General features: G+C 60.8%; 15 protein-coding genes. 9 read left to right on the plus strand and 6 right to left on the minus strand.

Features of this window, described 5'->3' with window-relative positions; translation table 11 throughout:
• Positions 1-45: 45 nt before the first annotated feature.
• The 5 genes from H1204_RS14175 (at position 46) to H1204_RS14195 (ending at position 9,426) form a co-directional block, all read left to right on the plus strand.
• Positions 46-1,968 (plus strand): acyltransferase family protein, encoded by a 1,923-nt coding sequence (locus H1204_RS14175; RefSeq protein ID WP_180728802.1) that lies wholly within the window; start codon positions 46-48, stop codon positions 1,966-1,968.
• A gap of 212 nt (positions 1,969-2,180) precedes the next feature.
• Positions 2,181-2,918 carry a class I SAM-dependent methyltransferase gene (locus tag H1204_RS14180; protein ID WP_180728803.1) on the plus strand — a complete coding sequence of 246 codons (738 nt, stop codon included), beginning with the start codon at positions 2,181-2,183 and terminating at the stop codon, positions 2,916-2,918.
• Positions 2,919-3,653: 735 nt separating this feature from the next.
• On the plus strand, positions 3,654-4,826 hold the full coding sequence (locus H1204_RS14185) for a GNAT family N-acetyltransferase (protein ID WP_180728804.1): 1,173 nt from the start codon (positions 3,654-3,656) through the stop codon (positions 4,824-4,826).
• A 1,259-nt stretch (positions 4,827-6,085) separates the two neighbouring features.
• On the plus strand, positions 6,086-7,312 hold the full coding sequence (locus H1204_RS14190) for a hypothetical protein (RefSeq protein WP_180728805.1): 1,227 nt from the start codon (positions 6,086-6,088) through the stop codon (positions 7,310-7,312).
• A 953-nt stretch (positions 7,313-8,265) separates the two neighbouring features.
• The gene (locus tag H1204_RS14195) at positions 8,266-9,426 is read left to right on the plus strand and encodes a glycosyltransferase (RefSeq protein WP_180728806.1); all 1,161 of its coding nucleotides are present in this window, start codon (positions 8,266-8,268) and stop codon (positions 9,424-9,426) included.
• Between the two features lie 61 nt (positions 9,427-9,487).
• Here H1204_RS14195 and H1204_RS14200 read toward each other — a convergent pair whose 3' ends face one another.
• Both H1204_RS14200 and H1204_RS14205 read right to left on the minus strand, forming a co-directional pair.
• A complete protein-coding gene (locus H1204_RS14200) occupies positions 9,488-10,555 on the minus strand; it encodes a glycosyltransferase (RefSeq protein ID WP_180728807.1) in 1,068 nt (355 codons plus the stop codon).
• The gene (locus tag H1204_RS14205) at positions 10,555-11,802 is read right to left on the minus strand and encodes an oligosaccharide flippase family protein (protein ID WP_180728808.1); all 1,248 of its coding nucleotides are present in this window, start codon (positions 11,800-11,802) and stop codon (positions 10,555-10,557) included. Before H1204_RS14205 ends, H1204_RS14200 begins: the two co-directional genes overlap by 1 nt.
• Positions 11,803-12,128: 326 nt before the next feature.
• On the opposite strand from H1204_RS14205, the gene H1204_RS14210 reads away from it, so the two are divergent.
• Positions 12,129-13,391, plus strand: a complete 1,263-nt coding sequence (locus tag H1204_RS14210) for a glycosyltransferase (protein WP_180728809.1) — start codon at positions 12,129-12,131, stop codon at positions 13,389-13,391.
• A 55-nt stretch (positions 13,392-13,446) separates the two neighbouring features.
• Here H1204_RS14210 and H1204_RS14215 read toward each other — a convergent pair whose 3' ends face one another.
• Together H1204_RS14215 and H1204_RS14220 are read right to left on the minus strand one after the other, a co-directional pair.
• A complete protein-coding gene (locus H1204_RS14215; RefSeq protein ID WP_180728810.1) occupies positions 13,447-14,766 on the minus strand; it encodes an acyltransferase in 1,320 nt (439 codons plus the stop codon).
• Positions 14,767-14,852: 86 nt separating this feature from the next.
• Positions 14,853-15,998 (minus strand): acyltransferase, encoded by a 1,146-nt coding sequence (locus H1204_RS14220; RefSeq protein ID WP_180728811.1) that lies wholly within the window; start codon positions 15,996-15,998, stop codon positions 14,853-14,855.
• Positions 15,999-16,382: 384 nt separating this feature from the next.
• On the opposite strand from H1204_RS14220, the gene H1204_RS14225 reads away from it, so the two are divergent.
• Both H1204_RS14225 and H1204_RS14230 read left to right on the plus strand, forming a co-directional pair.
• On the plus strand, positions 16,383-17,891 hold the full coding sequence (locus H1204_RS14225) for a hypothetical protein (protein ID WP_180728812.1): 1,509 nt from the start codon (positions 16,383-16,385) through the stop codon (positions 17,889-17,891).
• A 94-nt stretch (positions 17,892-17,985) separates the two neighbouring features.
• Entirely contained in the window at positions 17,986-19,233 is a 1,248-nt protein-coding gene (locus H1204_RS14230) for a glycosyltransferase (protein WP_207795247.1), read from the plus strand.
• A 133-nt stretch (positions 19,234-19,366) separates the two neighbouring features.
• Here the strand turns inward: H1204_RS14230 and H1204_RS14235 are convergent, their stop codons facing one another.
• Together H1204_RS14235 and H1204_RS14240 are read right to left on the minus strand one after the other, a co-directional pair.
• Positions 19,367-21,112, minus strand: coding sequence for a GMC family oxidoreductase (locus H1204_RS14235; protein WP_180728813.1), 1,746 nt, complete (start codon positions 21,110-21,112; stop codon positions 19,367-19,369).
• 255 nt (positions 21,113-21,367) lie between these two features.
• Complete coding sequence (locus tag H1204_RS14240) at positions 21,368-22,051, minus strand: DapH/DapD/GlmU-related protein (RefSeq protein ID WP_180728814.1); 684 nt, start codon at positions 22,049-22,051, stop codon at positions 21,368-21,370.
• Positions 22,052-22,262: 211 nt separating this feature from the next.
• Between H1204_RS14240 and H1204_RS14245 the strand changes: the two genes are divergently transcribed.
• Positions 22,263-22,877 carry a hypothetical protein gene (locus tag H1204_RS14245; RefSeq protein ID WP_180728815.1) on the plus strand — a complete coding sequence of 205 codons (615 nt, stop codon included), beginning with the start codon at positions 22,263-22,265 and terminating at the stop codon, positions 22,875-22,877.
• The last annotated feature ends 131 nt before the right edge of the window (positions 22,878-23,008 follow it).

Below are 23,008 nucleotides of genomic sequence, written 5' to 3' on the forward strand. Positions count from 1 at the left end.
GGCCACGCCATAATCGCTTGAACGGAGCGATTCCGGGAGGTTTATATGAAGTTTAGAAGCGATATTAACGGTGTCCGTGCCATCGCCGTATTGATCGTTGTGTTTTATCACTTCTCGGTGCCTCACTTCGCTGGCGGCTTTGTTGGCGTTGACGTGTTTTTCGTCATATCCGGCTTCCTGATGACCGACATCATTTTCAGGGGCATCAACAAAGGATCTTTTTCGACGCTGACGTTCTACAAGTACCGTGCACGTCGAATCATCCCCGCACTTGCGATACTTTGTTTCGCATTGCTCGTCTTTGGATGGATCATTCTCCTGCCCTCAGAGTTTCGTGCCCTTGGTAAAGAAACGGCAGCGAGTATCGGATTCTTTTCCAATATCGCGTTCTGGCGCGAAGCTGGCTATTTCGACGTTCGCTCGCTCGATAAGTGGTTGTTGCACACCTGGTCGCTGTCAGTGGAATGGCAGTTTTACATGCTGTATCCACTCGTGCTCGTCCTGTTGACAAAATGGCTGTCAGTCTTGCGTGTACGTAGGTGGATCATCGCTGGAACGGTTATCTCCTTCGCCATCTGCGTCTATCTTTCTGCACCAACGAGGTGGCCCACCGCGGCCTTTTACCTGTTGCCCACGCGTGCATGGGAAATGCTCGCGGGTGCTCTGGTCTACTTGTACCCGATACACGTATCCGCACGCGCCCGCGTTGCTCTGGAGCGGACTGGTCTTTTGCTCATCGCCTTTGCGACAGTGACCTTCAACGCGCGTATGAGCTGGCCCGGATGGTTGGCGGTAGTACCTGTTCTGGGCACCGCGCTGATCGTCGCGGCTGCGCGGGACGATTCCAGCGTGACCGGTTCCCGGCTCGCACAATTCATCGGCAAGATATCGTATTCGGTGTATCTGTGGCATTGGCCGATAGTTGTCTGGATTAGCTACTACGACAGGTCTGCAAATCCAATATGGGTGGCGAGCGGCATCGTCGCCTCGATGATGCTCGGCTATCTCTCATGGAAGTTCGTCGAAATGCGTACGCATGGGACGACTTCAGTCCGCAATCTATCGATGCGCTTTGTTCCACTTCGCGTGACGCTTGCATTTGCACTGGCGACATTTGTCGGTGGCGGAGTGGTCTACTACCGACAGGGCATGCCCGACCGCTTCGATCATTCGGTCTACGTCGCCGACCGCGAGACATATGACACCAATCCGGATCGTAGCGTCTGCCACATGCTGCTGGACCCATGCGACGTGTACAAAACGCAAGTGAAAAGCCGTGCCGTAGTCATCGGTGACAGCCACGCGGAAGCGCTCGCCGAAGCAGTCAACGCAGCGGTGCCCAACGGCAAGCGCGGCGATGTCATTCTGATCGCGGTCCAGGGGTGTCCAACCATTGAAGGCGTGCGCCGTGACGACGGCGCCTGTCTGGAAGCCAACCAGAAGTACCTTGGTTTGCTTGAGAAGACTTCTCCGAAGATGCCGCCCGTTGTTATTGTGAATCACTGGTCTGAATATACGTCGGGTAATAGCAGGAACAAACTGTCTTTCGTGGATCCCGGTCATCCCAACGGCAAAGTCACTGCGTTCTCGATGGATCAGTACAAAAAGCACTTTCTCCAGACGATGTGCGACCTTGCGAAAGTTAGACCAGTCTATCTTGTCCAACCCGTTCCCGAATTCGATGTGAACCTTCCCACCGCCCTTGCACGTGAAAAGATTGCAAACCCGGCCGCCCCGGACGTGACCCTGGATGTCGCCGAATACTACAAGCGCAACGATCGTGTGCTCGATCTGATGCGTGAAGCCCGCGACCAGTGCGGTGTGCAGCTGCTCGATCCAACCCCCTACCTCTGTCCTAATGGAAAGTGTCTTGGCTCGTACCGCGGCAGACCGCTCTATTCAGACATGCATCACATGAGCGAATACGGGAATAGATTCCTTGTGCCAATGTTCAAGACGATATTCTAGTTGTCATAGTAAGTCGTGCATCCTTTACGTGAGGTAACGAACATAAGTTGGAGAAATTGCGACGACAAGAAGCATTTCCTTTTACCTTCTCGCGTAAAGTACCCGGGGATAGACACGTGTACGTCGCTCGGACGCATCAGCGCAGCCTATCTTTGAGTCACGGTTGCTGGCAGCGAGTCCAATCGTAGTTTCAGTTCGGATGGGGTAAGAAAATGAACAACTATGAGTTCTGTGTTCAGTGGATTCTCGATCAACGACGCGGAAATAATGTCCGCGTTCTCGATTATGGTTGTGGTGCCGGGCGAATTGTCAAAGACTTGCGACTGCAAGGTGTCGAAGCATTCGGGTGCGATGTATTTTACGAAGGCGCAGCTTACTCTTCATTAACTGACCTTACATCGACCGATGGCATCATTGTAAAAATGGAAGGCGGAGCCATCCCATTTGAATCCGCTTCGTTTGACTTTGTCATAAACAATCAGGTTATGGAGCATGTTGATAACCTCGACAATGTCCTGGCTGAAGTACGGCGGGTTCTAAAGCCAGGCGGCAAGGTTATCAGTCTCTTTCCCGATAAGGGAGTATGGCGTGAGGGACACTGCGGAGTCCCTTTTCTTCATTGGTTTCCGAAAGGCAGCCGCACAAGAATCTACTATGCAGCGGCGTGCAGGGCCTTCGGTCTCGGCTATCACAAGCAGGACAAAAATGTGATTGGATGGAGCCAGGAGTTTTGTGAATGGCTTGATAAGTGGACTTACTACAGACCACGCCGAGAGATTGACGCGACTTACGATAAATACTTCTGTGACGTTGTGCACATCGAAGATTATTGGCTGAAACTGCGACTTGGAGAGCGGAAAAAAGCTGCCACTTATTTGCCCGCGTTTGCACAACAGCTTGTTGTGAGAAAGTTGGCCGGCATGATTTTCGTCGCTCGCAAGCCGCTCTGACGGTACTTTTTCCAATTTGAGAAATGGCTTCGAACGGCTCTGCGCTCTGACGAGCACGTTGCGGGGTGATTGAGGGTCGTTTTTCCGATGGCGCAGACGACGGTGAGCGCCGTCGATCATCCCCGACTTGCTGGTCGGTCGACTCTTGCTGCACGCATAGTCTTACGCGGCAGCGGTTTCCCGCAACCACTATGACTACAGAAATCGGCGCTCTAACAATTGCGATCGAGCTCTCGTGGCTGCTCATTGTCCATTCGTTGATCACCGGGTGGCATCCGTCGGCTAACGTGACAACCTGCTCTTCCCCGAGTGTTAGCTTCGGTCCGGCGTCTGCACAGATACACTCAACCTCGCTCAAGCGCCACATTCCATGGTCCCGTGCGCACGCAAAGCGATTTTCGCGCGCATCGCATCCCGCGTGGGTGCCGTCCTGCGCCCCCTTAATGAGCAGTTATCTAAACTATTTCTTCGCAAGTTTTTGCTCGCGTTGAATCGCCACCTTGACTCATTGTTGCGTCGCAATTGGGCCGCATATTTATTTAGTCAGGCTATTTATGCCACATCGTGGATTCATGCGACCAGTTACATTCCCTTCAGCAATCCTTCAAATGTGCGCGAACGCACTGCGCACGCCAAATTCGGGTTCCCTCCAGTTTCGGCACGTGTAACTATTAGCGTATATGTATCGTCATAAGTTAGGTAAAAGCAAATCAATCTGGCTCACTAGAGGCACAGATGAGGGACTCCGAATTGCAGTACGAAATCGTCACTGATGAACAGAAGCTACGTGCATTGAAAGAGGAATGGGACGATCTTTTGAAACGTGCGAATGGCTTTCACTATCAGTCCTTCGATTTTTGCTGGATTGCATGGCAACAAGTCGCTCGACCCAAAGGGCGTTCCTTGCGATGCATCGTATTGCGTGACAAAGGCAAGCTCCTATTGGTCTGGCCGCTGGTCGCTCATAAGCGATTTCTATGGACCTGTTTGTGTCCACTGTGTCCGGAAGCTGCCGACTATTCAGATTTGCTTGTCGATCCTTGGGAACGGAGTGCCGAGTGTGTCGATGGCGCCTGGCGCGTTGCAATGCGAGAGTGCGGCGCCGACTTTCTACACCTTCCGTTTCTGCACGAGCGCACGCACCTCTACCGCATAGCCTCGAAGGCCCGCCCGCTGGTTATCCAGAGACGCAGCGACTCTTACGTAGCTAAGCTCAGTGAGGAATGCGCAGGTCGTGATTGGGCATCGTTCAGCGATTCACTAGGGCCACCGCACGGACGAAAGCCCAGTTCCATTGCGCGCCGTCTGTCTAAGAAAGGGCACCTCGAATGTAAGTTCATCGATCCGTGCGACAAGTCAGCAGTGGCGTATGCCGTCGATCTCATGTTCGAATGGAAGCGCCACTGGAGTGATCGTGTCGGCAAGCGCGGGCCCTGGCTGAATTCGGTTCACTACCGCAACTTCCTCGTAGAGTGGATATCGTCGCAGTCGCCTTCGTCGCGCGCGCATCTGCTCATGATTGCACTCGACGGTGTTCCGATCGTGTCGCTGGTCTTTTGCGTCAGCAATAACCGCGTGAGCACGGTGATCGGCAGTTTTAACGAGGCATATGCGAAGAGCTCTCCCGGACTACTTGCTTTCGAATATGTGGTGAAGTGGGCATTTGACCGTCAGTACGATGTCGACTTCGGATCAGGCGCGGAGCGATACAAACAGTTCTGGGCGCGCGGCAACGTGACAAACGTATGGACACTGCGGACCGTCGCTTCATGGTGGGGACGTATCGGAATGATTGTGCAACGACTGCCGTTCGAGGTGAAGCACACTGCGCGAGAAGGTACGTTCGCGGCCCCATCATCAACAGCCGGCGCGCGTTACGCAAGTACCGGGAATTCACACGAAATATGACAGGCTCGCGGCAAGATGCGAGGCAATAGAAAAATCCATGCACACGTGTAATCGCTATGCGGCGTATGGTTCCCTCCGCGTCGACTACAAAGGGACGCAACGATTTCACCAGATTTCGTTCGCCGCGCCAGACCAACCCGCACATCTAACCCTCGCCGAAATTTATCGTTCGCGCACTGGCTTGTGGCACTTTAATTGAGCGCCATTAGTCAGATAAATTGGCATTCTTCTTAACATTTAAATCGTTACAAAATATTTTCCGATAAGGGAAAACCCACTCCGGGTAAACAGCGCCGCGAACGCAGGTGAACGCCCAAGGTTGCGAGATCACTGGGCTTGGCGACTGAGCCTTTCGCTAATTGCTCCCTAGTTACAAGCAGTTACGATTCGGCGAGCGAATCACTTTGAAAGGTTTCGTTGGAGTAGGAAAATCCTTCTCGACAAATCGGCGTCACCCGACGGCATTTTCCAAATTTGCCGACAGAACCAACCACCGTGAGAGTCCATCCTTGTGATGGGCCGTTACAGATTGACGACGTTGAGTCTTGATATCTGCGTCGGTAGCGCTTTTCCCTCTTCCCCCATACGTCCGCCTCCGGCGGTCATCCGGTGAGAAGTGGATATCGCGTCCACACGGCTCTCGCTCGCTCGCTTAACGCGAGCTTCGCCCTCGATCGTCGCGTTGACGGTCGACCGCCTTTTGACCCACGAACGTTTGTTCGTACAAACGCGCCCGCAAGGGCTAGGCCAATGAATCCTTTCCTCAAGAGAAATACCAACACTCCTCCCTCCAGCCACCCAGTCCTTACACGTCGCGCGATGTTGACCGGTGCGGCGCTCATTGCCGGCTCGCTCATGCTTTCCGCCTGCGGCGGCGATAATCCATCGGTTGCGCCCCCTTCCGCGGACACTCAGTCCAAGGCTTCCCCGACAAGCGCGCCGTCCACCGACGTCAACGCGAACGGCCAGTCACCGGCGTAGCCAGCTCATAGGCAGCTTTTCGCCAGAGGCTCGTGAGACGAGCCGTCGACGCGCGGTGAAGGTCGCCCGATACGTGTAGCAGCTCGAACCCATTGGGAGAGCTTCACGATCTCCCTCTGATTCTGGTAGTGCAATCCAAAGGCTTTCGTCGCTAAACAGCACATTGCTGCGCGGAGCATCTAACGCGCCACATTAAGCACTACTAATCGCGTCGAATGTGGTTGATTGTCACCGACCAGCTCATCTAGCGAGCTGCTTGCCGATTTCATATTCACATATTGACCAAATCAATGAGACACATTAAGTACTTCTTATTTATTCTGTTTTCACTGACCTTCTTTTCCGCAGCGCATGCAGCGGGCAATCCGGCTTCGGTTACCGTCAACGGCGTCACATGGACGAAGTGTGCCGACGAGCACGGCACCTGTAGTTTCTCCGGCACGCAGAGCGTGCTCTACGGTTCGTGGCCGCCGAACGCGCCCTCGGCAATGTACGCAGTGAACGGCTCGTACACCCGCAGTGTGCCGTGTGACAATAGCGCGATGGCCGACCCCGCCGTCGGTTACGTGAAGGCGTGCTATATCAAGTCGGGCTCGACCTCGACCCCGGCGACGCCTGCCAAATACACGCCGCCGGCGCTGGTCAACCCGGTCAGCCCGATCACCTATGGCGCGAAGTGCAATGGCGTAACGGATGACACGGCTGCGTTCCAGAAGGCGATCAATGCGGGCGACGTGCTGGTTCCTGCCGGTACGTGTGTGATCAATGGCACGCTCAATGTGCGCGTGAGCAACCGCCACATCCAGTGCCAGGGCACCATCCTCAAGCGGACCACGGGCTACAACATGCAGATGTTCGTCATCGGCGACTACAAGAACGCCTATACGAATGACAGTATTGTTGAGTGCAATTTCGTGGGCGCAAACACCGCGGCCCCGCAGTACTACAACAACGACAACCGCCATTGGGATATTCCGGTTGAAACAACCGGTCCGGTAAGCAACTTCTTCCTGGCAGGCAACAGCTTCAAGCAGTTCTTCGGCCAGTCGATGTTCCAGACGTACGGTACGACCAATGGCGGCACCGGCGACCAGATCATCTACAACACGTTTGCAAGCTGCGGCTACTATGGTCCGGTGTTCGTTGCTCACACCAATGGCTACATCGGCCACAACACGGTGACCGACTGCGCGGTGGGCATCGAGAATGACAACACCAGCCAGGCTACCGGCCACAACGTGATCGAGTACAACACGATCACCGCTGTCTACGGCTATGGCGCACCCGACATGACATCGTCGGTGATGCTCACGGGTGGTGTTGCGGCAAGCGCTGACTACTCCACCAACATCGTGCGTAACAACACGGTGTCGGGCAAGAGCAATGCACAGGGTTTCCGTGGCGCCAACATCCCGAGCCGTACCATCATCGGCAAGAATTGGGGCATTAAATCGGCACAGTACTCGAACAACACCTGCGTGACCGGTTGCTCGGTGACGCCGTAATCAGGCGAGTTCTTCCGTGCAGTAATGGCGAGTTATTGCGCGGAGATCATATAGCGCCCGGAGCGGCTTTGCCGTGGCCATCGCTTCCCCGGCAGGGCAATACGTTTTGAGGTGCTTCGGCAGCCCCGGCTCCAACCGGGGATTGCCACGATTTGCTGATGCGTAGCAACGATTCGAAAATGGCAGAGGATATTCCCTCTGCCATTTTTTTTGTGACACAACCGACTGCTTACGGCACCCGCTCTTCCAGACTTTCTTTAAAGGACGAGACTGGGTGCCATATCGCGAATCCGCGTCACATGACGGGACCACCTGGTCGAACGGCCAGGCCGTCTCTCAAACTGCGGGCGAGACGGCTTATATCGCGAAGTTTCTATATCCGATGGACTGCGCAATCCCACGCGTCTAGGAATGGTATGTCATAACGTTCTAATTGGGCAGCCGCCGATGCCGCTGCAGGATCAGATGGAGCGCCTAATGCGCTTTGCTATGCCGTCGCCCATCCGCCGGCCTGCAAGACGAATCAAGTTATGGAACACGGACTAACGTCTAAGACGATCTAACGACCTGAGTCTGAGAAAAAGTTACTGCTAAATCCAATAGATCAAAAAAATACTTAATCAATTCATTTCCAAGGACACTTCTGGTTAATCGGCGCAATGAATAAAAAATCGTGCCACTATACGAAGGCATTAGCCTTTGAATGGTTGCCGCACCGGACAGCTCGAAACCCTTATCCGACCGTGCTCGGTCCACCGCAGCGCCGCGCGTCGCCGGGCGGGACGGGACGCCGAGCCATTCCCTTCAATATTAGAAAAATAGCATTTCCCGGACAATAGGGGCTTCTGAGCAGCCGATTTCAGCCAATGAATCCGCGTAGCCAATTTATCTGTAGCATAATTCGATGGCCCCTAATCAACAGCGCTTCACTCACCTGAAAATGGGTTGATCCGGTGACCGATAAACTGCTTACCGATTGGAGTACTGCGTCGCTGGGCAAGAGCACGACGGCCGACATGAAGCAGACCGTGTTCTACGTGCAGCCGTTGATCGCCCATTACCGGATGGAAGTCGTCGAGTCGCTGAACCGGCTATTTTCCGTCAAGCTTTTTGCCAGTTCGGCAGGGATCGAATCGAACGGTTTTTCGCGGGAGAAGCCCGCATGCGAGGAGTTCGTCGAAACGCAGATCAGCCACGTCTTTTCGCCGGGCATCAACATGCAGTGGGAAGTCGTCGGAAGAATCGTGCGCGAGCGCCCCGCTGCCGTGCTGATATTCGCGGACATCCGCTATCTGTCGCTCTGGCTCGCGCTGATGGCTGGCCGCGCGATGCGCATTCCCGTCCTGATCCATGGTCAGGGCCTGTACCGGCACGAAGACGACGTCGGCGTGATCCGCACGCTGTGCTACCGGATCGCCGTCGCGCTATCGACGCAATACATCTGCTACACCGACGCGTCCAAGCGTTCACTGGAAAGCGTCGGTTGTCCTTCCGGGAAACTGATCGTGGCCGATAACTCGCTGACCGTCGAACACACCGTCGATCCCGCCGAAAAGTCGGGCAAGGAAACGGGCATCCTGTTCCTTGGGCGGCTGCGCGACGACTCGAACGTCGGCGCGCTGATCGAAGCCGTCGGCCGTCTGCGCAGCGAGGATCATCAGATCACGCTGCATCTGGTCGGCGGCGGCAAGCACGGCGCGCAACTCAAGCGCGTATACGGCGACCGCGACTATGTCATCTGGTACGGACCGGTGTTCGACGAAAGCCGCATCGCGGCGATCAGCCGGCTTTGCCGCATCGGCTGCTATCCGGGGGCAGCGGGTCTGAGCGTGGTCCACATGTTCGGGTTGAGCCTGCCGCCGCTCGTTCACGACCAGCTACAGCGGCATATGGGCCCCGAGCCGGGCTATGTCGAAGAAGGCAGCACGGGGTTCTTCTATCCGCGCGAAGGCGGTGTCGATGCGCTCGCGGGTACGCTGCGGCGCGTGTGGACGATGTCGCCCGAAATGATGCGCGCGGCGAGCACCGCAGCCTATTCGAAGTATCAGCAGCTGAATTCGCCGACCCTCGGAAGGAAGCTGGCCGAGATCGTTCGCGCGTCGCTGAAGCCTTGATCGAGGCATTTCGCGAACACAGCCCAGCGGCACCCTTTTCATCCCGTCCCGAGCAAGAAATCTAAGCCCGCGCGCCGATCACCTGCTGCGCCACGGCCAGATAGCGCTGCGCTGTATCCTGCAACGTCAAGCCCGCCAGCGACCTCGGCACCTTGGGCTGCGCCAGCGCGCCCAGCAGTGCGGCGGCATAGGCGGCCGTATCGTCGGTATCGACGAGTTGCACGCAGGGCTGCGTCTCCGCGAACTGGAACGGCGTGATCGTGCTCGCGACGACGGGTATCCCTGACGCCAGCGCCTCCAGAAACGCTATGCTGTGCCCTTCCGAACGCGACGGCATCGCGAACACGGTCGACGCGCGCAGCACGCCGCTCACGTCCGTATGCGGACCATCCACGCTCACCCGGCTTTCGAGCCCGAGCTTCTTCACCAGATCCTGGATCGCGGCCAGATAGGCCGGGTCCTCGACCACGCCGTACAACTGCAGCCGCACATCCGTCACCTGCGCCGCGACCTCGCGAAACGCATGCACCGTCTGCAGCTGGTTCTTCACCGACGTGTACCGGCCGATCTGCACGATCTGCGGCGGCGTATCGCCCGTGCGCGGCCGGTCGTCGAATGCAAAGCGCGACATGTCGACGCCGTTCGGGATCATCGTCAACAGAGGATGCGAGCCGACGCAGTCGGTGTAGTCCCGCACGTTCGCGGGCGACACGCCGATCACCGCCCTCGCCCGCGACGACAGCACGCGCTCGACGTTGCGAAACAGCTCGCGCTCGAAATCGTTGACGGCGGAATGCATCACGAAAATCACGGGCACCTTGCTCGGCAGCGCGCGCGCATAGAACGCGGGGATCGTCGCGTGCGCAAACACGACGTCCGGCCGAAAGCGCCGCAGCACGCCCGCCAGATGCATCAGCTTGCCTGGCAGGCTCGCGCGCTTCGCGGGGAACACGCACTCGACGCCGTGACTCGCCAGCTCGCGCGTGAACGGCTCGAAGTCGGGCCGCTCGGGCATCAGCGCCGTCACGCCGACCACGCTGCCGTCGCGCTGCTGATGTATCGCGAGATCCTTCGCCAGCACTTCCGCGCCCGACAGACGCGGCTCCAGCACGAGATGAAGTATCCGCATCACATCACCCTCGCGGTGCGATACGTCATCCACGCGGCCGCCGAACTCAGGCCGACCGTCATCGCCCATGCGATACCCGTGACGCCCCAGTAATGCGTCGCCGGCGGCACGCAGGCGAGAAGCACGAACACCTGGATCACCGACGCTTGCGTCGTCGCCTTCGCATCGCCGACAGCCCGCAGATACGACACCAGCACCGCGATCAGCGCGCCGATCGCCATGTTGATCACGAAAATCTTGAAGAGCGGCACGGCGGGCACCCAGGCCGGGCCGAGTATCAGCGCGAAGAGCCAGTGCGCCGCGAGCCGCAGCACGAGCACGACGACGACCAGCCCCAGCGCGATCACGCCGATATAGCGCCTGAAAAGCTGTACGGCGGCATGCGGATCGGCGCGGTGGCGCGCGGCGAAGGTCGGAAACAGGTACTGCGACATCGCGATCGCGGCATCGGCGAGCAGCATCTGCGCGAGCCTCGACGACATCTGATACGCGCCGAGTTGCGCGGGCCCGAGCAGCTTGCCGACCACTACCTTGTCGAACTGGTTGAGGATCAGATTGACCACGCTGCCCGCCCAGATCCAGCGGCTAAAACCAATGTAGTGGCCGATACCCGACCAGCGCAGGCGGATAGGCGGACGCGGTTTCATCGTGATCCACGTGAGCGTCGTCTTCAGCGACTCGCCGACGATCATCCCGAGCAGCACCGAGTACGCACCCGCGCCCGCCAGCGCGAGCGCCAGCCCGCAACAGCAGTCGACAAAAGCCGCCGATATTTCGATCAGCGCGACATGCTGGAAGCGCCGCTCGCGCTGCACGACGTAATACGCAGGCGACGCGATGCCGCGCAACAGCGGCAACAGCGCGGCGAGCTGCAACAGCAGCAGCGCGCCGCCGAGATGAAACTGGCTGTTCATCAGCGGCGCGATCGCGACGAGCGCCACGCCGATGATCAGGCCGCGCGTCGCTAGGGTAGTCCAGACGGAGCCAAGTTCATCGCGTGTCGGCGCGGCCTGCCCCTGGATCACTGCCTGCGACAGGCCCGTATCCGACATGGCTTCCGCAATCGCGACTGCGAGCAGCGCGACACTCACGCTGCCGATCGCTTCCGGCCCGAGAATGCGGCCGATCGCGAGAAACTTGACGGCAACGAGCCCGCGCATCAACACCTGCTGCAACAGAACCCATGTCGCTGCGCTCGAACCCAGGCCTGCCCTGAACGAAACCGCCGGTAGCCTCATCGTCCGCATTGTTTTTCTCCTGTGTCGACCCGAGTTAGCGCTTTAGCGCTAACTCGGGTCCCATGCAAAGCCGTCGACCCGAGCTAGCCCTCCACCCCGCACCACCTCAACCCGTTGCGCATACCCATGCGCGCCGCAGACACAGCCTGTCCGCCAGCTCACGCACACCGTCCCTCAAGGTAACCCGCCATACCCGCACACGGACGCCATCTGTCAGTCAGATTCGGCAACCCGCCCCCTCTGGCTGTTCATTGTCGCCAAACAAATGGCGAAATTGTCGGTTCGTGCCGAAGACGTAATGCTAAGGTGACCCAAGGCTGCTCCCTAAGATCGCCATGGAACGTGCAACCCATCTCGTGTCTGTTGAAGCCCCCATCGCCGATGTTGCGAGACTCAGCTATGTCGTCATCATCGAGCCCAATTTCACCGGGCATCGGTGGCGCTATGTCGAGTGGATCGCACAGGCCTGCCTCGAAGCCGGCTATCCCGTTCTGGTCGTGACCGAGAACTCGAACGAAGACCATCGCCTCGCGCGCGAGATCATGTCGGCGCGGCGCGAGGACCTGCAGATCGCCTTCGTCGACACGGAAAGCCAGCGTCACAGCCGCGGCCTGAAGCGCATCAGCTACGCGCGGTTTCACGCGTATTTCAAGCACGCCTACGACTCCGTCAAGCGCGCGGAACGCGTGCGTCTCGTCGTCGTACCGTATGTCGATTACTTCTTTCACGTGCTACCGCTGCTCGGCTCGCCGTTCGGCAGGACGCCGTGGATCGCGGTCACGATGCGCACAACGTTCCATCATCGCAAGGTCGGTGTGCGCACGCCGGGACGGCCGCTCGTCAATATGCTGAAGTCATTGCTGTTTCGCCGCGCGGTCCATACGAAAGGGCTGCGCACGCTGCTGTCGATCGATCCGACATTGCCCGAATGGGTCGGCCGCGCGAAGCCGAAACACGGCGCGTCCGTCGAATACGTCGCCGATCCGTTCCCCGATGCGAAGGCCGAAGACCCCCTCGTCGCGCGTGAGCGTCTCGGCCTCGATCCCGCTGGCCGCTATCTGCTCGTCTACGGTTCGATCAGCGAACGCAAGGGCATCTGCGAACTCGCGGAAGCGCTCGCGGGCATGAAGGAGAACGCACCGACGCTCCTGCTCGCCGGCGAACAGGACCAGGAAGTGCGCGGCTTCATGCGCGCGTTCATTCCGATCCTGAAGCCCGCGCCCGTGATCCTCGACCAGTTCGTTTCGAACGAGATGGAGCGCGACCTGTTCTCCGCATGCGACGTGGTCTGGCTCGGCTACAAGGCCCACTACGGAATGAGCGGCGTGCTCGTGCAGGCCTATCGCTTCGACAAGCCCGTTGTCGCAACGAGCGGTGGGCTGATCGGCTGGTTCTGTCGCGGCGGGCAACTCGGGCCGTGCCTCGACGACCTGTCGGCGGCATCGATCACGCACGCGCTCGGCGAAGTCGCCGCGCAATGGCAACGCGGCGAGAAGCACCAACGTCCGCTCGATCATCTGCTCGCGCGCAACACGTTAGGTCAATTCAAGGAAACGTTTCGCCAGGCGATCACGGCCGCTGTCGAAACGCGCGTCTGATATGGCGCGCGTATTTCAGCGGTGATCCCCTGCGTCAACATGCGGGCGGCACTGCTCAGTCCGGCGTTTCGCTGCTCACCCGCTCGATCCGTTCCACGCGCGCGACGCGCGGCAGCAGCACCTGACGCGCCCATTGCGCGCAAGGCCGCTCAATGCGCGTCGCGCTGATCCGCGCGGCCACATAACTCGCACAACACGCGAACACCGCGGCAATTGCGAAACCGAGCACGGGCACGCGGTGATCGAGTGCATCGAGCGGCGTCTTCAACGCAACGCGCACGACCAGGATCACGACGAAGCTCCAGATGTACAACCCATAGCTGTTCTGCCCAAACGCGGCAACGATCCGTGCGCCCGGATAACGGCGCGGAAGTTGCGCGAGCAGCAGCAACAGCGCGGCCGCTGCGCACGCGGCGACCGTCGGCGCGAGCCAGTGTGCGAGGCCAAGCCCCGAACCCGTCGCGTACAGCAGCGCGAGGAGCACCGCACAGGCAGCGAGCGTGCACGCGATGCCGAACATCGACAGCTTCACGCCGTCGCGTAACAGAAGGCGCTTGCCGTAGCGCGCGAGCACGAAGCCGATGACAAAGCATGGCAGTTGCGTCGGCGGCCAGTAGTAGAGGAACGAATTGTTCTCGACGGTGCAGACGTCGTCGGCGCAGGCGCCCGCCGTCAGCACCACCGCGCTGGTCACCAGCAGTGCCAGCGACGTATGCCACAAGCCGCGCCGCGTGCGCGTCGCGATGAAGATGAGCGGCGCAAACAGATAGAAGCACATCTCCACGCCAATCGACCAGCCACCCGGCACCACCGTATTAACGGCGCTCGGCACCCATGCGTGGATAAAGACGAGATTCGCGACGACGTCGCTAACGCCATGCGCCGCCGTGACCTGCGTATCGAAGCGTCCCGCCAGATGATTGCCGAGCGAATACACCGCAATCGCAACGTAGTACAGCGGCGCGATGCGAAAGAAGCGCTTGACGTAGAAGCGCCGCGCGATCAGCGACCGGTCGTCGCCGAAGCGCTTCGTTTCTTCTTCGAGTGTCAGCATGATCGTCACGGCGCTGATGACGAAGAACAGTTGCACGCCGTATTGCCCCATATCCGAAACAGCTTGCAGCCACGCGGGCAGCGCGGGCATGAAGAGCGCCAGATGCACAAGAATCACGCCGACGATGGCGAGCGCGCGGCCGGCGTCGAGCGCGGCGACGCGAGCTTCATCATGCGCCGCAGCCTTCGTGACGGACGCACTCGTTGCCGTGGTGACCGACGAGACGTGCGCAGCAGGCGTCCCCGGCGCGCTCGCGCGGGTCCGCTCCACGCAGCGGCTACCGATGCGGTCAAGCCATGTCAGCGTTCCTGTTGAGCTCACGCAAATCCTCCCCTTGCGAGCCGGATGCTTCGCCCGCCTGCGCGCACGCGACGCGTGCAGTAACTGCAGCAATGAATGGGCCGGAATCAGGACAGCTGCCCGCCGACGGGCATTTCCTCGCGCACCGACGCGTTGCGTTTAGCCGGGAACAGCGCATTGCGCAGCCGCAGGAACGGATACTCGACGGCGCGCGTCATCACGTAGCCCGCGATGATGGCGACGGCAGCCTGCGCGGCCAGCGCGACGAACCAGATCGCGGCGGGCGGCAAGCCAAGTGCCGTCGCCTTGCGGATCACGATGTCGCCGGGCGCGAGCGCGAGCGAATGCCACAGGTAAATGCCGTACGAGTACACGCCGAGCCACGCAACCGCGCGGTACATGCGCGAGTCGCGCACCCTGCCCGAGTGCTCGAGCATCAGCACGATGAACGCGCAAAAGCCGATTGCCTGAATCGTATAGCCGATACTTTCGTCCAACGGCTCATGCTTCGTCGCTAGCACGAGCCATGCCACCAGTACGGCCACGACGGCAAGCAGCCAGCCAGTACGCTTCGCGAGGCCTTGATAGACATCGGGCTTCATCCAGTAGATCGCGGCGAGAATCACGCCGTACAGCAAACTGTCGATCCGGTACTGCGTATAGAAGAACGCGGCCTGCAAATTGCCGCCCGCGACTTCCAGGCAACGCGCGATCAGCACGATCACGCAGATCCCGCCCAGCACGCTGATGATCGAGCCGGCACGCATCTTCCAGCGCGCGAACAGCAGCAGCAACGCGGGCAGAAACAGATAGAAGTGCTCTTCAACGGCAAGGCTCCATGTCTGCGAGATCGACGTGCCGAAGTAGTTCTGCAAGTGTGTCAGGTTCTGCCAGAGGAACGTGTCCAGCGGATGGCGGCCGACGATCGAATGAAACAGGATCAGCACGTAGTACGCGGGCCAGATCTTGAACATCCGCCGCACGATGAAGCGGCGCGCGTCGACGTGGCCCTTCTCCGCGTATTGCCGCAGCAGCAGCCCGCCGACGAGAAAGCCGCTCAGCGTGAAGAACAGGTTCACGCCCTCGCGGCCGAAGTTCTTCAGCGGATACTCGATGATCGAGATCAGCGCGCTGCCCGTCTGATTCACATGAAAGTGGTAGCCCATCACCGCGATGATCGCGATGCCGCGCACGAAATCGAGTTCGACCGACCTGCCTCGCACCATCGATTGCGCGCTGCCGAATAGCTTCATGCCTGTTCCCCTTCGACGTCGTTTGCTGGTCTTGATTGTGAGCCGCCACGCGGAGAGCCACTGCCTTTCGTGCGCTGACTGCCTGGCGCGTTCGATGAAACCACGCATGCGTCAACTGGCACTTTTCGCACGGTATTCCAACCATGTTGCTTGCTCGGCCGCGCACTCGTACGCCAAGTTGCTGCCCTTATCGGACAGCCTGGCCACGTGCACCGAACCGTCTGACCACAGGCTTTTGGCGCATCGTTTGACCCCGCCAGAACCCAGGCGTATTACGCCTGTGCCGGACTTCATGCCAGACGCTCCATTTATATTCAGACTGAACAGTGGCGCGCGCCGCCCTGCCACGATGAACATATCGCACCGGGAGAGGGAGAATCGTCGATGCGCAACAAGTACGCTACGTTGTGGATCTGGATGTGCTTGTGCCCACTCGCGCTCGACTACAAGGCACCGGACGCGGATTCGGGCCACGCCGCGCAGATCCTGCTCGTCGCGCCGACTTTCGCTGCTGCGCTCGCGCTGATTTTCATCGCGCCGCGTTTTCGCGAAGCGTCTCCGTTGCGCCGGTTCGTTACGCTTTGCCTCGTGCTGAGCGTGCCCGGCAGCCTGATCTCGCAATTCGTGCAAGACAACGATTTCGGCAACTATCTGCGCGTCGTATTGCCGTTTCTGCTGTTTCTGCTCGGCTACGCGGTGGCGTGCCATCCGTGGGCTGAAAACCGCATCGGGCAGATGGAAAAGGCCCTCTTCTGGGCGAACCTCATCTGTCTGGTCTTCACGTTCGTGTTCGGTATTGCGACGGGCGGCGGACTGGGCGGCATCGCCGACGTGCGCTTTCGTATCGTCTCGGTGACGCTGCTCGGCCTGCAGGGCGTGCTGCTGCACGAATTCGTGCTTGCGCGGCGCCTGTCGCCGTTCATGCTCGCGGTGTTTCTCGGCACGGTGCTCGTCGAGCTGCTGAGCGTGACGCGCAGTCTGCTGGTCGGCACGGTGCTGCTGTTCATGATGGCCGCGTGGATGAGCGCGCCGTCGCTGCGCTACCTGCTGCGCTCGGCCATACGCACGTTTATCGTGAGTATCGTGCTCGGCGCGATGGGCGCGCTCGCCATCCTGAGCATGCCGTCCGTCAGCGAGCACTGGATGCAGCGCTTCACGGCCGGCGCCAATACGCAGACCGGCAAAGACCCGACGACCATCACGCGTCTTGCCGAAATCAAGGACCAGTTCGACCAGGTAACGTCGTCGACGCAATCGCTGCTGCTCGGCGAGGGCTACGGCCACTACTACCGCTATTCGCCGCAATATCTGCCCGATCTCGCGGGACAGATCAGCGAGAAGGACTTCTACGCGATCCGCGAATGGGCGGCGGGTCACAACTTCTGGATCTATCAGCTGTTCGCGGGCGGCCTGCTGTTCGGCCTCGCGCTGCCGCTCGCTGTACTGGTGACGCTCGCTCACTGCACGCTCGCTTATCGACGATGGCGCGCGAAAAGTCCTGGTGCGCCACTTTTGCCCGTGTTCGGCCGCTCGATCCTGCTGCTCGCCGCGCTGCCTGCCACGTCGATCGGCGGCAATCCACTCGGCCCGCGTTTCTCGGGACTCGTATTCGGCGTCGCGCTCGGTTTGACGGTCGCGACGTATTGCCGTTTGCATCGACAGCTGGACGCGAAGGCGCGCCTGAAAGTCGAGCCGGTGACACCGCCGCCATCGGCGCGCGCGACCGCCGTCGCGCAGAAACCGCCGACGCAGCCGCCCGTCCAGCCGCCCCGCCCCGCGCCGTTCGCGTCGGCTGCCGCGCGAGGCGCGCTGAAAGACGCAACAGGGTCAGAACCGTACGACGCAGACCGCACGCGCGATCTGCGTCAACGAGGCATGCCGGCGTCCGCGTGACGTGCGCTGCGCGCATGTCGTGCATCACGCGGATCGCCTCGTTTCATCGCCCGGCTGCGCCGGTCCTTTTCGCACTACGCCGTGTTATTCGCCAATGAAAATTCTTCATCTGCTTTCGACAGTCGACCCGCGGGCAGGCGGACCGACTGAAGGTGTGCGACAGAGTGGCCTCGCGATGGCGTCGCTGGGTCACGAGGTCGAGGTCGCGACGCTCGATGCCGCCGATGCGCCGTATGTACGCGACTTCCCGTTGCCCGTGCATGCGCTCGGTCCGGGGCGCAACTACTACGGCTTCACGCCCGATTTCGTGCCGTGGCTCAGCCGCGAGGCGCAGCGCTTTGATGCCGTCATCGTGCATGGGTTGTGGCAATACCATGGCTTCGGCGCCTGGCGCGCACTGCGCGCGTCGAAGGTGCCGTACTACGTGTACACGCACGGCATGCTCGACCCGTATTTCAAGCGCACGTACCCGCTCAAGCATCTGAAGAAGTGGGCGTACTGGCCGTGGGCTGAATATCGCGTGCTGCGCGACGCGGCCGCTGTGATCTTCACGACGGAAGAAGAGCGGCTGCTCGCGCGGCGGTCGTTCTGGCTGTATCGCGCGAACGAACGCGTCGTGCCGTTCGGCACCAACCCGCCGCCGCCGCATGCACAGGCGCTGCGCGAAGCGTTCCTGAGCACTTATCCGGCTCTGCGCGGCAAGCGGATCGTGCTGTTTCTCGGGCGCATCCACGAAAAGAAGGGCTGCGATCTGCTGATTCACGCGTTCGCCGATCACGCGCAGCGTGACCCCGAGGCACATCTCGTGATTGCGGGTCCCGACGCGACAGGCTGGCAGCGGCCGTTACAGGCGCTCGCGCGCTCCTGCGGGATTGAGGAACGAATCACGTGGCCGGGCATGCTGCAGGGCGATCTGAAATGGGGCGCCTTCTATGCGAGCGATGTGTTCGCACTGCCGTCGCATCAGGAGAACTTCGGCGTGGCCGTCGCGGAAGCGTTGGCGTGCGGTCTGCCCGTGCTGCTGTCGGACAAGGTGGGCGTGTGGCGCGAAGTGGAGAACGACCACGCGGGCTTCGTATCGAGCGACACGATCAACGGCACGCAGCGCAATCTGCTGAACTGGCATTCGCTCGATGCCGCCGCGAAGGGGAACATGCGCGAGCAGGCGCGCAGGACGTTTGACGCGCGCTTCGGCATCGAGAGCATGGTCGATTCGTTGACTGCGCTGCTGCAACCGCAGCCTGCTGTTGCGCCTCGCGCTGCCGATCAGCAGTCGCCGCAGAATACGCCTGGTGCGATGCCGAGGAAGGTGCCGGCGCAGAGAGAGCCTTCGGTGAATTGAGTCTGCTTGCGCCTTCGCACACGTTGCTACGCGTTGCGAAGGTGCCAATGAAAAAATCCCGCGATCTGCATCGCGGGATTTTTTGTTGCTGCGCGTTTTATTGCTGCGTGTGTCTTCGCGGGTAACGAAGCCCTCACATCGCCTCATTTCCCCCAGCCCGCACCAGCGACTGCGCCGCGATCGGCAGCTTGCCCAGTTCGGCATTCGACACGCCAAACCGCATGCTCCCGGCCGCCTCGCCGATGGGCAGAATCGTAGCCGTATCGGGCTTGCCGAGCCGCTGCACGAGATGCTCGCCCAGCCGCAAGGCGAGCGCCGAGATCGTGATCGTCGGGAAGTTTGCACCGACCGTCGGAAACACCGAACTCCCGGCGACATACAGATTGCTCATGCCGTGCATCTTGCAGTCGCGGTCCACCACACCTTCGCGCGGCGAGTCGTGCATCCGCGTCGTGCCCATGTGGTGCCACGTGCCTTCGAGTTTCGACGGCCATGAACCGCGGCCTTCGAGCGGCGCGTCGAGTTCGACGTCGGCGACGCCCATCATCTTCAGTTCGTCGGCGAGCAGCTGGAAGGTGCGGTCGAACGTGCGCCGCACCAGCTCCGTGAGCTGCCAGTCGACTTTCACGCGCGGCAGGCCCAGCGCGTCCTTGCGATCGGACAGCGTGACGCGGCTATCGCGGTTCGGCTCTGCTTCGACGATCGCCTGCAGCTTCACGTCCGAGATCAGCGCGCGCAACTGCAGCAGACGCGTGAGACCGAAGCCGACGGTATCGACGGGATGCGCGGCCATCGTCAAATAGTCATCGCGCGCGCGGCGGCCAGGCTGTTCCTTGCGATGCAGCGCCTCGCGGCAACGGATCAACGCCTCCGATCCCGCACTGCCTTCGCCGAAGAAACGCGAGAAGAACCAGACGCGCGAATTGAGCAGCTTCTCGCGCTTGATGACGTCGTGCGTCAGCGCGAACTGCGACGAGATATGCGTGCCGTGCGCGGCGACAGCGGCGTTCTGATAGTGATACTTGATGTCGTACAGCTTGTTGCGCGACCACGCTTTCGTGAACTTCACCGTGCCCGTCATCAGGCGCGGATGATCCATGAAGAAGCGGCCCACCAGATCGTGTCCGTTGCCGAGTCCCGCTGCCTGCACCTTGTTCGACGCGAGCAGCAGCCGCGCGTTTTCGATGCCGCCCGTCGCGAGCACGAACACCTTGGCGTTCACGCGAAAGCGCTTGCCCGTGAGCGTCGCGACCTCGACGCCCGTGACTTCCGACGCCTGCGCATCCGAATCGATATTCACGACGTTCGCATGCAGAAACACCCGCACGCGGTCCGAGCGCCGCAATACCTCGCGATACACCTTGCCGAAGCGCACAGGCGGGCTGAACTGCGAAACGGTGTCGCGCACGTTGCCCGACATCATCGGATAGCGGCGCACATCGTGCCGGTTGATCTGCTGCTCCCACCACGCGGGATCGAAATTGTGCGGGCCGAGCTTGAGCAGCGCATGGGTACGCAGATAGTACGGCGCGAGCTCTTCGAGACCGAACGGCCAGCCGCTGTGCGCGACCCAATCCTTCTTGTCGAAGTCCCACGGATCGAGCGGACGGCACCAGCCGCCCCAGCAATTGCTGCTGCCGCCCAGATAGCGGCTGCGGCACCCGTCCGCAAAGGCATACGGAATGCCGACGTTCTCGCCGCGATAGAGGTCGCGCGTTTCGTCGTCGGCCTTGTAGCCGCCGCTTTCGAGCACGCAGCAGTCGATGCCCGCGCGTTCAAGTTCCATCGCGAGCGTGATACCCGCGACGCCTGCCCCGATGATGCATACCGTCGTCGACACAGCGACGCCCTGCTCGACACTGCGGGTATCGATAAACATCCCCTGCTCCCAGCTTGTGTTCTGTTCGTACCTTTGTACGGCCGCGTCCAGCATCGTCCGTTCTGGCCCCCGCCGCGCGCGCGAGCCAGGCTCGTCGTGCGTCAACGCCCTGTGGGTTTGCACGAGCGGGCCGCCTGCGCACGCATACTGTATTCCCGCGCCAGCCAGTGCTTACGTAGGATGATGGCTCTGCGTAAGGCAGTTCATCCGCCAACTTCGCGCTTCCGGCAGACAGAACCATGCATCCGATGACCGTTATGCGGGCCTTCCCACATCAGTATCGAAGCGCTTGCGAATAAAGCGGCACGGATTGCCGCCATACACGCCTTCCGCGTCGAGCGAGCGGTGCACGACGGAGAGCGGGGTCACGACAGCCGAGCGGCCGATCGTCACGCCCATTTGCACGACGCACTTCGACGAAATCCACGCGCCGTCCTCGATGACGATCGGCGCGACGCGCAAATCCATGTTAGTTCGCATCTCATGCGAGCCCGCGCTCAGAAAGCTTCCTTGCGAAATGCAGACGTTCGAGCCGATGTGAATCGGCGCCTGGTTGTAGAGCCACACGTCGATGCCGAACCAGCAGTTGTCGCCGACCGTGAGATTCCACGGCGCCTTCACGCGCACGGGATGCACGAAGCGGCAGTTCGCGCCGATCTTCGCGCCGAACATCCGCAGCAGCGCCACGCGCACCGACGACACGGGCAACAGCTTGTTGTTGATCACACACGCTTCGATGAAGAACCAGATCAGCTCGGTCAGAAAACCGCGCGATGCGACGTAGTTGCCCTTGCCCGCCAGGCTCAGGTCGATCACGCGGCCCGGCGTTGAGGGCGGAGTGTGCGGCGCGGCATGCGGGTCGTTCGTGCTCGCGGCCCGACCGTCGGCGCCCCGACCGTCCGCGGCCCGTTCAATCGTGGAGCTGATCGTGTTATCCATAGTCTTCTCCGTCGATGAACGCGCCTCGCCGTCCGTCCGGTACTTCGGCCCTTGTATCCGCATGGCGCGCCTTGTCCTGATCGATTATCTGGTCCTTGCGTGCTGATGGACGGCCGCTGTCCGCGCCGTGCGGAGTTTTGGCGGATCGAAGCAGAGTGTCCGTATCACCATGGCGTCATGGCTTCATGACGTTTGCAGGAGGACGACGACAATGGCTGCTCATCTTCGCTCGCGGCAATGCCCGGCGCGCGTGCATCCGTTGCGCGTCGGACTGCGCTCGCGCGTGCTGCTGCTCGCCGCCGCGCTGGCGTCGGCACTCGTGCTGATGCCGCACGCGCATGCCCAGGACAACCCGGCGCAAGGCAAAGGACAGAATGCCGCCGCGCCCAAGGGCAACGGCAACGCCAATGCCAATGCCAACGGCGCGCCGGCCCGCAAAACGGCCTCGCAGCGCACGCAGGAGGACGCACAGCGTCTGCTCGGCGGTCCGACGACGTCGCTCGGCGGCTATGACCCCGGCGGCACGACGCCCGATTCGCAACGCGATGCGCTGCTCAACAGCGAGCGCATGCGCGTCGCCAAACCCAACACACAGGCGATGGGCGGCCCCAGTGTCGCTGGCGGCGGCGCGTCGGCTGGCGGCGCGATCCGGCGTCCCGCGCGGGGCGCGGCGGCGGGTGGCGGCGCAGCCGATAACGGCGGCGTGGCAGGTGGCGCAGCACAACGCGGCGGGGCCGTGAATGCTGCCAACGCAGGCGGCGCCACGGTGTACAGCAGCCCGTATAGCGAACGCTCGGGCCGGGAAGTATTCAAATCGCCCTGGTAAATCGGCGCTGCCTCGGGCACCGCCCGAACGCACCCGCCAATCAGTCCGACGACGCAATAAACCGAAGGCCGCATGCGAACCGCCGGGCACGGTTCGTATGCGGCCTTTCATCCATGTCCGCGCAGTTGACG

Origin of the sequence: Paraburkholderia sp. PGU19 (assembly GCF_013426915.1) — a bacterium.
Classification (GTDB): Bacteria; Pseudomonadota; Gammaproteobacteria; order Burkholderiales; family Burkholderiaceae; genus Paraburkholderia.